This is a genomic window from Pseudomonas imrae (assembly GCF_046352735.2).
Lineage (GTDB): Bacteria > Pseudomonadota > Gammaproteobacteria > Pseudomonadales > Pseudomonadaceae > Aquipseudomonas > Aquipseudomonas imrae.
Map to the genome: position 1 here is coordinate 5,178,754 of NZ_CP110853.2, position 11,980 is coordinate 5,190,733.

The 11,980-nt window shown below is 59.8% G+C and carries 14 protein-coding genes and 1 other RNA gene; 5 read left to right on the forward strand and 10 right to left on the reverse strand.

All coding sequences use genetic code 11. The annotated features are described in order from the left end of the window. Nucleotides 1-41: 41 nt before the first annotated feature. The 9 genes from gcvH to OQ460_RS23710 all read right to left on the reverse strand — a co-directional run bounded on the left by gcvH (nucleotide 42) and on the right by OQ460_RS23710 (nucleotide 9,429). Entirely contained in the window at nucleotides 42-425 is a 384-nt protein-coding gene (gene gcvH, locus OQ460_RS23670; RefSeq protein WP_410019694.1) for a glycine cleavage system protein GcvH, read from the reverse strand. Between the two features lie 51 nt (nucleotides 426-476). Further along, nucleotides 477-1,559, reverse strand: coding sequence for a glycine cleavage system aminomethyltransferase GcvT (gcvT, locus tag OQ460_RS23675; RefSeq protein ID WP_410019695.1), 1,083 nt, complete (start codon nucleotides 1,557-1,559; stop codon nucleotides 477-479). A 156-nt stretch (nucleotides 1,560-1,715) separates the two neighbouring features. After that, nucleotides 1,716-3,332: an ABC transporter permease gene (locus OQ460_RS23680; protein WP_410019696.1), complete on the reverse strand. Its 1,617-nt coding sequence runs from the start codon at nucleotides 3,330-3,332 to the stop codon at nucleotides 1,716-1,718. Between the two features lie 165 nt (nucleotides 3,333-3,497). Then, nucleotides 3,498-4,502, reverse strand: coding sequence for an extracellular solute-binding protein (locus OQ460_RS23685; RefSeq protein WP_410019697.1), 1,005 nt, complete (start codon nucleotides 4,500-4,502; stop codon nucleotides 3,498-3,500). A gap of 136 nt (nucleotides 4,503-4,638) precedes the next feature. After that, nucleotides 4,639-5,856: a 2-octaprenyl-3-methyl-6-methoxy-1,4-benzoquinol hydroxylase gene (locus OQ460_RS23690; protein ID WP_410022092.1), complete on the reverse strand. Its 1,218-nt coding sequence runs from the start codon at nucleotides 5,854-5,856 to the stop codon at nucleotides 4,639-4,641. A 9-nt stretch (nucleotides 5,857-5,865) separates the two neighbouring features. Beyond that, nucleotides 5,866-6,351: a DUF4442 domain-containing protein gene (locus OQ460_RS23695; protein ID WP_410019698.1), complete on the reverse strand. Its 486-nt coding sequence runs from the start codon at nucleotides 6,349-6,351 to the stop codon at nucleotides 5,866-5,868. Continuing rightward, entirely contained in the window at nucleotides 6,344-7,531 is a 1,188-nt protein-coding gene (gene ubiH / locus OQ460_RS23700) for a 2-octaprenyl-6-methoxyphenyl hydroxylase (RefSeq protein WP_410019699.1), read from the reverse strand. Before ubiH ends, OQ460_RS23695 begins: the two co-directional genes overlap by 8 nt. Then, a complete protein-coding gene (gene pepP, locus OQ460_RS23705; RefSeq protein WP_410019700.1) occupies nucleotides 7,528-8,850 on the reverse strand; it encodes a Xaa-Pro aminopeptidase in 1,323 nt (440 codons plus the stop codon). The genes ubiH and pepP overlap by 4 nt, the downstream gene beginning before the upstream one ends. Before the next feature lie 21 nt (nucleotides 8,851-8,871). Beyond that, nucleotides 8,872-9,429 (reverse strand): YecA family protein, encoded by a 558-nt coding sequence (locus OQ460_RS23710; protein ID WP_410019701.1) that lies wholly within the window; start codon nucleotides 9,427-9,429, stop codon nucleotides 8,872-8,874. A gap of 137 nt (nucleotides 9,430-9,566) precedes the next feature. On the opposite strand from OQ460_RS23710, the gene OQ460_RS23715 reads away from it, so the two are divergent. From OQ460_RS23715 to OQ460_RS23730, 4 genes are all read left to right on the forward strand, one after another. Then, nucleotides 9,567-9,776, forward strand: a complete 210-nt coding sequence (locus OQ460_RS23715; protein ID WP_003213954.1) for a TIGR02449 family protein — start codon at nucleotides 9,567-9,569, stop codon at nucleotides 9,774-9,776. Beyond that, nucleotides 9,773-10,090, forward strand: a complete 318-nt coding sequence (locus tag OQ460_RS23720) for a cell division protein ZapA (protein ID WP_215519435.1) — start codon at nucleotides 9,773-9,775, stop codon at nucleotides 10,088-10,090. The genes OQ460_RS23715 and OQ460_RS23720 overlap by 4 nt, the downstream gene beginning before the upstream one ends. Nucleotides 10,091-10,120: 30 nt before the next feature. Next, a non-coding RNA gene (gene ssrS / locus OQ460_RS23725) (6S RNA) lies at nucleotides 10,121-10,299 on the forward strand. A gap of 65 nt (nucleotides 10,300-10,364) precedes the next feature. Further along, complete coding sequence (locus tag OQ460_RS23730) at nucleotides 10,365-11,006, forward strand: 5-formyltetrahydrofolate cyclo-ligase (protein ID WP_410019702.1); 642 nt, start codon at nucleotides 10,365-10,367, stop codon at nucleotides 11,004-11,006. Here the strand turns inward: OQ460_RS23730 and OQ460_RS23735 are convergent. Beyond that, nucleotides 11,003-11,152 (reverse strand): hypothetical protein, encoded by a 150-nt coding sequence (locus OQ460_RS23735; protein WP_410019703.1) that lies wholly within the window; start codon nucleotides 11,150-11,152, stop codon nucleotides 11,003-11,005. The genes OQ460_RS23730 and OQ460_RS23735 overlap by 4 nt on opposite strands. A 194-nt stretch (nucleotides 11,153-11,346) precedes the next feature. On the opposite strand from OQ460_RS23735, the gene OQ460_RS23740 reads away from it, so the two are divergent. Then, nucleotides 11,347-11,796: an EVE domain-containing protein gene (locus tag OQ460_RS23740; RefSeq protein WP_410019704.1), complete on the forward strand. Its 450-nt coding sequence runs from the start codon at nucleotides 11,347-11,349 to the stop codon at nucleotides 11,794-11,796. Nucleotides 11,797-11,980 lie beyond the last annotated feature (184 nt).

Sequence of the window (11,980 nt, forward strand, 5' to 3'; positions counted from 1 at the left end):
AGCGCAATCGCGAGCAAGCCCGCTCCCAGTGGGATTTGCGTTTACGCGCCGATGGCGGCTCTGTAGCCGGCGGCATCCAGCAGTTTGTCTAGGTCAGCCAGGTTGCTTGGCTTGAGCTTGAAGATCCAGGCGCCATAAGGGTCGGAGTTCAGCAACTCAGGGTTGTCGGTCAAGGCGTTATTGACTGCGACTACTTCGCCAGCAATCGGTGAGTAGATATCCGAAGCGGCCTTTACTGACTCAACCACCCCAGCCTGATCGGCTGCGCCAAACGCGGTGCCGACTTCGGTCAACTCAACGTACACCACGTCGCCCAGCGCTTCCTGAGCATAATCGGAGATACCGACAGTCACGGTACCGTCGGTTTCCAGACGTGCCCACTCGTGGCTTTCGGCAAAACGCAGTTCGGCAGGGATATCGCTCATAGTCTGTGTCCTCAAAAAGAAATGTCAGCGGCCATTGGCCTGCCAAAAAGGTTAGATCAAGGTTTTGCCATGGCGCACGAAGGTCGGCTTGACCACTCGCACCGGGTACCATTTACCGCGGATTTCCACCTCGGCGCGGTCGGCAGTCGCCATCGGTACACGCGCCAGGGCAATGGATTTGCTCAGCGTAGGAGAGAAACTACCACTGGTGATCTCTCCTTCGCCAACATTGGCGATACGAACCACTTGATGAGCACGTAAAACTCCACGTTCTTCCAGTACCAGACCTACCAGCTTGAGCCTCACACCCGCCGCCCGCTCGGCTTCCAGGGCAGCACGACCAATGAAGTCACGGCTTGCAGGTTCCCAGGCAATGCTCCAGCCCATGTTGGCGGCGAGTGGTGACACTTTCTGATGAATATCCTGACCGTAGAGGTTCATCCCAGCCTCAAGACGCAGGGTGTCACGTGCGCCAAGGCCGATCGGCGAGATGCCAGCCCCGACCAGATCGTTGAAGAATGCCGGGGCCTGGCTCGCAGGCAGGACAATTTCCAGACCATCCTCGCCGGTGTAGCCCGTGCGAGCGATAAACCAGTCGCCGTCAGCGTGGCCTTCAAAGGGTTTGAGCTGATGAATCAAGGTAGCGCGGGCTTGGGTCACCAATTCAGCGATCTTTTGCCGGGCATGCGGGCCCTGAATAGCGAGCATGGCCAGTTCGGACCGCTCGTGGAGTTGCACCAGATAGCTACCGAGTTGCGCCTGCATCCAGGCAAGGTCCTGGTCGCGGGTAGCGGCGTTGACGACCAGCCGGTACCCGTCTTCGATGCGGTAGACGATCATATCGTCCACCACCCCGCCCTGTTCGTTGAGCATGGCGCTGTACAACGCGCGGCCGCAGCGGTGCAGACGATCAACGTCGTTGGCCAGCAAATGCTGGAGCCATTCCTTGGCCTGGAGGCCTGTGACATCGATCACGGTCATGTGGGACACATCAAACACCCCGCAGTCACGTCGCACCTGATGGTGCTCCTCGACCTGCGAGCCGTAATGCAAAGGCATATCCCAACCGCCAAAATCGACCATTTTCGCGCCTAGGGCGAGATGCAGGTCATACAGAGGCGTGCGCTGTCCCATGGGTTTCTCCTTCCGGGCTTGGCGAAGGTGCGGACGGGTACCGTTCGGGCTACATGCCTTGTAATACAAGCTCTGTAACCACGCTCAGCCATCCGATCTGGAAGATGGACCGCACCGAATGCCGCGCATTGTAGCCTCAAGCCGTAGGACTGACACCTAACCGATTCGTCGCGCCGAGCGTCGAATCAGCCCGATAACCGGTAACAGCCCTACCAACACCAGTGTCAGCGCCGGCAACGAAGCCCTCGCCCATTCTCCTTCGCTGGTCATTTCAAAGATGCGTACCGCCAGCGTGTCCCAGCCAAACGGGCGCATCAGCAAGGTAGCCGGCATTTCCTTGAGCACGTCGACGAACACCAGCAGCGCCGCGCTCAAGGTGCCTGGCAGCAACAGCGGCAGATACACCTTGCAAAACAGTCGTGGTCCGCTCACCCCCAGACTGCGCGCAGCTTCCGGCAAGGACGGGCGAATTCGCGCCAGGCTACTTTCCAATGGGCCATAGGCCACGGCCATGAATCGCACAAGATAAGCCAGTACCAACGCCGACAGGCTGCCCAACAGCAAGGGCTTGCCAGCACCGCCCAACCAACTGGAGAGTGGAATGACCAGTTCACGGTCCAGATAACTGAACGCCAGCATGATCGATACTGCCAGCACCGAGCCCGGCAATGCGTAACCCAGGTTACCCAGGCTGATCCCGGAGCGAATCGCCCGGGTCGGGGCCAAGCGATTGGCGAACGCCAGAACCATCGCGACACTGACGGTAATCAATGCCGCCATCCCCCCCAGATACAACGTGTGGACGATCAGCCCGGCGTATCGCTCATCGAGGTCGAACCGACCGCGCTGCCAGAACCAGGCCACCAATTGCACCATGGGGATAACAAACGCGCAGGCAAACACCAGTCCGCACCAGCCACTGGCCGCGGCGGCCTTGAGCCCGCGCAGGTGATAGAGCGCCTTGCCACGCGGTCGCTCGTTGCTCGGTCGACTGGCGCCTCGGGCACGGCGCTCGCCGTACAGCACCAGCATCACCACCAACAGCAACAGGCTCGCCAGTTGCGTCGCGCTGGAAAGACTGAAAAAGCCGTACCAGGTCTTGTAGATCGCGGTGGTAAAGGTATCGAAATTGAACACCGATACTGCCCCGAAGTCCGCCAGCGTCTCCATCAATGCCAATGCCACGCCCGCACCGATGGCCGGCCGCGCCATGGGCAAGGCTACGCGCCAGAAGGCCTGCCATGGCGACTGGCCCAACACTCGTGCCGCCTCCATCAACCCTTTGCCCTGGGAAAGGAACGCCGTGCGAGCCAGCAGATAGACATAGGGGTAAAACACCAACACCAGCACGATAATCACGCCGCTGGTGGAACGCACGCGCGGCAAACGCAGGCCGCTGCCGAACCATTCACGCAACAGCGTTTGCACCGGGCCTGCAAAGTCCAGCAGGCCGACAAAGACAAATGCCAGCACATAGGCGGGAATGGCAAACGGCAGCATCAGCGCCCAATCCAGCCAACGTCGCCCCGGGAATTCGCAGAGGCTGGTCAGCCAGGCCAGGCTGACGCCCAGCAAAGTCACACCCACGCCGACGCCCAGCACCAGCGTCAGGGTATTGCCCAGCAGGCGCGGCATCTGGGTTTCCCATAGATGGGACCAGATTTGCACGTCGATGCTTTGCCAGGACAGCAGCAGGACGCTCAGCGGCAGCAGTACCAGGGCGGCGACGCTGAAGACCGGCAGGTACCAACGGCGTTGGGCGGGGTGGGCCAAGAGCACATTCTCAGGAAATAGGTGATTTTGAGACATACACAAAACAGTGTGGGAGCGGGCTTGCTCGCGATAACGGTATACCAGTCAAAGATACATCGACTGACACTCCGCTATCGCAAGCAAGCCCGCTCCCACATCAGCTTTGCTGCGACTTACAAATTGTACTCAGTTCCAGCCGGCACGATCCATCAGGCGAATTGCTTCGGCCTGGCGTTTGCCTGCGACTTCCACCGGCAGCGTGTCCGCAACGAACTTGCCCCAGGCAGCCACTTCGGTCGACGGCTGCACCGCCGGGTTGGCCGGGAACTCCTGGTTCACATCAGCGAAGATCTTCTGCGCTTCAGGTGTAGTCATCCATTCCACCAAGGCCTTGGCGGCTTGCGGATGCGGTGCATGCTTGGTCAGGCCAATGCCCGAAAGGTTGATGTGTACGCCACGGTCGCCCTGGTTGGGCCAGAACAGCTTCACGCCCAGGTCCGGCTTCTGCTTGTGCAGGCGGCCATAGTAGTAAGTGTTGACGATGCCGACATCACACTGCCCGGCGTTGATGGCTTCCAGCAGGGCGGTATCATCGGAGAACACATCAGTGGACAGGTTGTTGACCCAGCCCTTGATGATTTCTTCCGTCTTGGCCGCGCCATGGGTTTCGATCAGGGTGGCAGTCAGCGACTGGTTGTAGACCTTTTTCGAGGTACGCAGGCACAGGCGGCCTTCCCATTGCTTGTCAGCAAGGGCTTCGTAGGTAGTGAGCTCGCCCGGCTTTACCCGCGCGGTGGAATAGGCGATGGTCCGCGCCCGCAGGCTCAAACCGGTCCAGGCATGGTTTGAGGAACGGTATTGCAGAGGGATGTTGGCGTCGATCACCTTGGAGGTGAATGGTTGCAGGATGCCCATCTGCTCGGCTTGCCAAAGGTTGCCGGCATCAACGGTCAGCAGCAGGTCGGCGGTGGCGTTCTCGCCTTCGGCCTTGATGCGCTGCATCAGTGGCGCTTCCTTGTCGGTGATGAACTTCACCTGCACGCCGGTTTTCTGGGTATAGGCGTCGAACACCGGCTTGATCAGCTCGTCGATACGAGAGGAATAGACCACCACTTCGTCAGCCGCATGGACGGTGGTGCTGCCGATAAGGGTGAGTGCCAGGGCAGTCAGGAGGCGCTTGGGTGCCAACATGGGTGCGGTCTCTCGTAATCGAAGGAGTGCAAATGATAAGGACTCACATTTAGCATCTCAACCGAACACTCGGTTGAGGCGTTACCAGATGTTGCACAATTAACACTTACCCTGCGGCAAATAGCCTTCGGTACTCTCAAACCTTGGCCAATTCCGGTAAATCTCCGGTCAACCCCAACGCCTGATGCACAAACAGCGCCTTGGCTTCGGGCATCCGGTCGACCACTTTCAACCCTGCGTTGCGTAACCAGCGCAGCGGCAACTGATCAGCCTGGAACAGTCGCTCGAACCCCTCCATCGCAGCCATCAGCGCCAGGTTATGCGGCATGCGTCGACGCTCATAGCGGCTGAGCACCTTCGTATCCGCCAGCCGCTCGCCGCGCTCTGACGCTTGCAACAGCACCTGCGCCAGTACCGCCGCATCCAGAAAGCCCAGGTTGACGCCCTGCCCCGCCAATGGATGGATGACATGCGCGGCATCGCCGATCAACGCCAGGCCTTCGGCCACATAGCGTTTAGCATGACGTTGGCGCAACGGCACACACAGGCGTGGATCGGCGCTGAGCACCGTGCCCAGGCGTCCTTCGAAGGCACGCTCCAGTTCTTGGCAGAAGCTGTCGTCGTCCAGCGCCATCAGGCGTTCGGATTCACTCGGCGTGATTGACCAGACGATGGAGCACCAATCGTCCTGGCCGTCGCGTGAGAGCGGCAGGAACGCCAGTGGCCCCTGATCGGTAAAGCGCTGCCAGGCCGTACGCTGATGTGGCTGGCTGCTGCGCACACTGGTCACGATGGCATGGTGCAGGTAATCCCACTCACGAGTGGCGGTACCGGTCAGGCGCCGCACCGCTGAGTTGGCGCCATCGGCTGCGATCACCAGCGGCGCCCGCAAAGTACGGCCATCCGCCAGCGTCAGCAACCAGTCATCGCCGGAGCGACGCATTTGCTCCAGGCGCGCATTGGCGAGCAGGCCCAGGTCGCAGTCATGCAGACGTTCGAGCAGGGCGTCCTGGACCACGCGATTCTCGACGATATGCCCCAGCACCTCGGCATGCACGCTGGCGGCCGAAAAGTGGATCTGCCCGGTGCCACTGCCATCCCACACCTGCATCTCGCTGTATGGGCTGGCACGACGGCTGGCAATGCCGTCCCAGGCACCCAGCCGTTCGAGGATGCGCTGGCTGGCGGCCGACAGGGCGCTCACCCGCGGCTCGAAAGGCGCAGTAGCGTCGAACGGCTTGACGTCCAGCGGGCTGCCATCGAGCAGCAGCACTTGCAGGCCACTGCCTTGCAACGCCAGAGCCAGGGCGCTTCCGACCATTCCGGCCCCGACAATCAGCACATCTGCGCGCATATCCATGTGTTAAGCCTGTTTCACTGGCGACTTGCGCCGCACGTAAAGGGTTTTGTCGACTCGCGCCACCAATGTGCCGGAACCGTCATGAATCTGGACCTTGAGTTGGGGCAAATATTTCTCGCCGCCCTCGGTCTGCCGACGCACCTCATCGAGCAAGGCTTGATCGATGGAAAATTCGGCAAACACCGGACCTTTGCCCGGCGAGATGAAGTCGATAGCCGCTGCCTTGTCCCAGACGATGTAGTCACGCCCCAGGTTTTCCATCAGCATCAGCATGAAGAACGGGTCGACCATCGAGTACAGGCTGCCACCAAACTGCGTACCGACATAATTACGGTTGTACCAACCAAGCCCCATGCGCACCTTGACCTGGCGAAAGTCGTCACTGATGTACAACACCCGGACACCTGCGCCGAGATAAGGCGGATAAAGGGTCATGACCCAGCGCAGCAGCCGCGCCTTGCCCAACCGCTCGATCAACCATTTACGCATCAGGACGCGTGCCCAGGCCCATGGCCTGACGAGCGAACCACCGTTTAGCCGGCGGTAGCAAGTCCAGGCCTAGCAGGCCCAGGTTACGGCCCATGGCGACCAGCGGCTGGCCGCTGCCAAACAAGCGAGTGACCTGATCGGAGAAGCCTACGGTCAATTTTTGGTCCAGCCGCTGGCGCTCGCGGTATGCCTGCAATGTCGCCAGGTCGCCCGGCACCGTCGGCCCGGCCAGCAAAGCCTCGGCCAGAGCGTAGGCGTCGCGCAGCGACAGGTTGAAGCCCTGCCCGGCAATCGGATGCAGGCTGTGGGCGGCATTGCCCAGTATCACCAGGTGAGAGCGCACCTGCTCTTCGGCCTCCACCAGGGTCAACGGATACAAATGGCGGGCACCGACCTGCTTCAGGGTGCCAAGGCGATAGCCGAACACACCCTGCAACTCACTGAGAAAACTGCGCTCATCAAGCGCTGCCAGGCGCTGGGCGTCCATACCGACACGGGTCCAGACCAGCGCACAACGGTTATCCGGCAGAGGCAACAAAGCCATCGGGCCATCATCGGTAAAGCGCTCGAACGCCTCGCCGTTATGCGCTTCGCTGGGGGTGATATTGGCGATCAAGGCGCTCTGATTGTAAGGACGCCGCCTGACCCTGATCCCCAACTGCTCACGCAACCCGGAACGGCCGCCATCGGCCAGCACCGCAAGGTCGCACTCCAGGACGGTTTCATCGTTGAGGGTCAGGCGATAACCATCAGCCAAAGGCTCCATGCCGATGACTTCGGCCGGGCAGCGCCAACTGATCACGTCCTTGTCCAGGCCCTGCCACAGACATTGCCCGAGCCAGGCGTTTTCCACCACATAACCCAGGGCGGGAACGCCTTCTTCCATCGCCAATAGCCGCGCGGTGGAGAAACGTCCTCGGTCCGAGACATGGATTTGCTTGATCGGCTCGGCGCGCCGGGAGATGTCCTGCCATACGCCAAGGCGCTGGTAGATCTGCCGGGCACCGAACGACAACGCCGACGAGCGGGCATCGTAGCTTGGCTGGTAGCTGTCGCCGGGAGCAAAAGGTTCGATCAACACGATCTTCCAACCCAGGGCCTTGGCCCCGGCCTGCAACGCCAGTGCCAGGCTGGCGCCGACCAGGCCGCCGCCGATAATGGCCAGATTGACCCGGCTCATCGGGGGACCGCCATCAACGCTTCAATCGCAGCGACGGTCTTGGGTGCACCGCCGGTCAGAATCTCACAGCCCTGTCTGGTCACCACCACGTCGTCCTCGATGCGCACGCCTATGCCACGCCATTTCTTTGCCACGTTCCGGTTGTCCGGGGCAATGTAGATTCCCGGCTCCACGGTCAGGGCCATGCCGACTTCCAGCACCCGCCACTCACCGCCGACCTTGTATTCACCCACATCATGCACATCCATGCCCAGCCAATGCCCGGCACGGTGCATGTAAAAAGCCTTGTAGGCTTCGCTGGCAATCAACTCGCCGACGTCACCCTGCAGCAATCCAAGTCTCACCAAGCCTGCGGTTATTACCTGGACCGTGGCCTCATGAGCCTGGTTCCAGTGCTTGTTCGGCGCGATCTCGGCAAAAGCAGCTTCCTGGGACGCCAGCACTATTTCGTAGATTGCTTTCTGTTCCGGCGAAAACTTGCCGTTGACCGGCCAGGTGCGAGTGATGTCACTGGCATAACAATCGATTTCGCAACCGGCATCGATCAGCACCAGCTCACCGTCCTTGAGCACGGCGTCATTCTGTTGGTAATGCAGGATGCAGGCGTTACGCCCCGCCGCGACGATGGAGCCATACGCCGGCATCTTTGCCCCGCCCCTGCGAAACTCGTAATCAAGTTCGGCCTCCAGGCTGAACTCGTGCAATCCGGCACGGCTGGCTTGCATTGCCCGCACATGGGCGGCGCAGGAAATCCGTGCGGCCTCGCGCATCACTTTCACTTCTGCGGCAGATTTATACAGGCGCATGTCGTGCAGCAGATGATCCAGGGCAACAAATTCGTTCGGCGGCTGGGCGCCCAGGTGAGCCTTGGAACGGATCACATTGATCCACTCCATCAGGTGCCGGTCGAATTCGGCATTGCTGCCCATGGCCGAATACACTCGGTCGCGGCCTTCGATCAGGCCCGGAAGAATGTCATCGATATCGGTAATCGGAAACGCATCGTCAGCGCCATATTCACGAATAGCGCCTTCGGTACCCGCACGCACGCCGTCCCATAGTTCACGTTCGGCGTTACGTTCCCGGCAGAACAACACATATTCGCCATGGGCACGACCCGGCATCAGCACGATGACGGCTTCTGGCTCGGGAAAGCCGCTCAGGTACTGGAAGTCGCTGTCCTGGCGATAGACATGCTCGACGTCGCGGTTGCGGATCGCCACGGCGGCGGCCGGCAGGATTGCAATGCTGTTGGGTTCCATCTGCGCCATGAGCGCCTTGCGGCGGCGGGTGTATTCCGCTTTGGGGATATGGATCATGGGCAGACGGGCTTCCTTATTTCAGTGCAGCGAAGGCTTGGGTGCAGCCGGCTCAGCGGGCTTCTTGGTCTCGGTGAATAGCAGCAGCGGCGCGACGCGCAGGTATTCCATCACTTCCATATAGTCGCTTTCGCCGTCTTCGGACTCTTCGAGGGCATCTTGTACCTGGGAAATGGCTGCAAGGTCTTGCAACACTTCCTGAGCTTCAGTGCTCAGCTCCAGGCCACCGGCGTTTACGCCAAAGCCGTGGAGAAATCCTTGGCACCATTGGCCCAGCGCAGCAGCGCGTTCGGCCAAAGGTGCATCATCGCTGGGTAGCAGCAGGACAACGGTGACGTCATCACCGGTCAACTCGCCCTTGACCATTTCTTGCAGGCCGATCAAGGCGTTGCGCACATTCTCTTGCGGCTCGGTTTCCAGCAGCTCGGCAACATCAGCCAACCAGTTGTCGGCGTCAAAGCCGACCCCGGTGCAACTGCGGCCCAGCAGCACGCCGTGCAGCTCTGCAGGCGAACAAGGATGACCGCTGGTGCTCAGCAGTTTGGAAAAAGCATCGTACGGGGAATTCTGAATAGGCATGGTGAGCTAGGCGCCAGGCGGCGCAATGTCTAGAATGAAGCGATGTATCCTAGCACCGGCAGACGCACCAGACTATCGAGGGCGTCAGATCGTTTACCCTGCAGTTGCCATTCATCAGACAAATCCAGTGGAACCCAATGGAAGACACCGACTTGCAAGCGCTGATGGCCAGACTCGAATTGCTAATTAACCGGGTCGAGCAACTAAAGAGTCAAAATGGACTCTTATTAGCTCAGGAAAAGACCTGGCGCGAGGAACGCGCTCACCTCATTGAAAAAAACGAAATCGCCCGGCGTAAGGTCGAATCGATGATTTCGCGCCTGAAGGCCCTGGAGCAAGACTCATGAGTTCAAGCAATAGCGTCACCGTGCAGATTCTCGACAAAGAATATTCGATCATCTGCCCCCAGGAAGAACGCAGCAATCTGGTGAGCGCCGCCCGCTACCTGGATGGCAAGATGCGCGAAATCCGCAGCAGCGGCAAAGTCATTGGCGCCGATCGCATCGCCGTGATGGCGGCACTGAACATTACCCACGATTTGCTGCACAAGCAGGAACGCCCTGACGTACAGGCCAGCGGCTCGACGCGCGAGCAGGTACGAGACCTGCTGGAGCGCGTTGATCTGGCACTTTCCAACGATCAGGAGCAACCCAAGGGCTGATTGCAGCGTCTGTTTCGGGTATACTCGCTCTACTCCCTGGCGTACTTGCCAGTCGGCGATGTCCCTGAGCCGATTCGCACTACCCTGGAAGTTGCACGTTGGGCTGGTGTGCATGTCCGCTAGACGGAAAGCCTTAAAGCCTACTGCTTCTTCCACCTTGAACTTTCGGGTTCAAGGGCTAAGTCGACAGCGGTTCTGTCGGGGAGCCTGATTCCCAATTCAATGCCAGTCTTATGACTGGCATTGTTTTATCACCTGAATAAAGCCGACCCCCATGACCGAACCTGCGCCGCTTTCCCGCCCGCAACTTCGACGCATGTTGCGCAAAGCCCGCCGTGACCTGACGCCAGGCGAGCAGCGCCAGGCCGCTCACGGCCTGTATCGGCAACTGGCACAGCACCCGCTGTTTCGCCGGGCCAAACACATTTCCCTGTATCTACCGACCGATGGTGAAATCGATCCGCGCTTGTTGCTGCGTGCCGCGCAGCGTCGTGGCAAAGCCACTTACCTGCCGGTGCTCAGCGCCTGGCCGCGCACCAAAATGGTGTTTCAACGAGTACGCGCGGGGGAAAAACTGAGCCCCAATCGTTTCGGTATTCTTGAACCACGCATCAGCGCCAGCCGACAACGCCAAGCCTGGGCATTGGATCTGGTGCTGTTGCCGCTGGTGGGCTTCGATGATGCGGGTGGACGACTGGGCATGGGCGGCGGTTTTTACGACCGCAGCCTGTCCTATCTGTCGCGGCGAAAAACCTGGCGCAAACCGACACTGTTAGGCCTGGCCCATGAATGCCAGAAGGTCGGACAGTTGACGCAAGCGAGTTGGGATGTGCCGCTGCAAGGTACGGTCACGAACAAGCAATGGTATGTCGCACAAGAGACGCCGCTGGAATCAACGACGCTGAAATCGCATTAACGCTTGAAGAGTTGTGGTTGCTGCTGTGCAAGCTCAATCGGCGCTTCGGTCTTGTTCGACCACAAGCTTTGTGCATAACCGGTGGTCACGACGCCCAGACCAAACAAAACAACCAATATCCATAGTAGATCCGGTTTGCGTTTCATCGATTGCCCCCCTCAGGCATATCACGCACGATGACAGCAACGTTCCAAATTAGTCCGTTCCAGCTGTACCAAGCTTAAAATCCCGGCATTCTGCGTTAACGTGGACCAACACGCAAACCTTGACGTCAACCGACCGTCGGTTTGTCATGAAATTGCCGGACAACTTGCCCACTTCCCATTTGAGGAGCAAAAACATGGCTTATTGGCTGATGAAATCCGAGCCTGATGAACTGTCCATCAAGGGTCTGGAGCAGCTTGGCGAAGCGCGCTGGGACGGCGTGCGTAACTATCAGGCCCGCAATTTTCTGCGGACGATGGCCGTGGGCGATGAGTTCTTCTTCTATCACTCCAGCTGCCCGGAGCCGGGAATCGCTGGCGTGGGAAAAATTATCGAGGCAGCCTTCCCGGACCCGACTGCACTGGAGCCCGAGAGCCATTACTTTGATGCCAAGGCCACACCCGGGAAAAATCCGTGGAGCGCAATCACTGTGGCCCACGTAGAAACCTTTCCCAAGGTTCTCGGGCTCGGTTACCTGAAACAACAAACCGCCCTGGCCGAGCTGCCCCTGGTACAAAAAGGCAGTCGGCTGTCGGTCATGCCGGTGAGCGCCGAACAATGGGCCGCCATCTGTGCCCTGGCGTAGGAGCGAGCTTGCTCGCTCCTACATATCAGGGGCCCTTGTGCGCCAAGCCAACCAGCATGACCGGGTAATAATCACACATACACCTATCCGAATGGTCAGTCGTCCTTCGCTGCCAACCTAGGCAGAATGGCTCACTTCCTGATGCGCGGCCTTTTGTCGCGACCACCGGCGAGCACCACTAGGA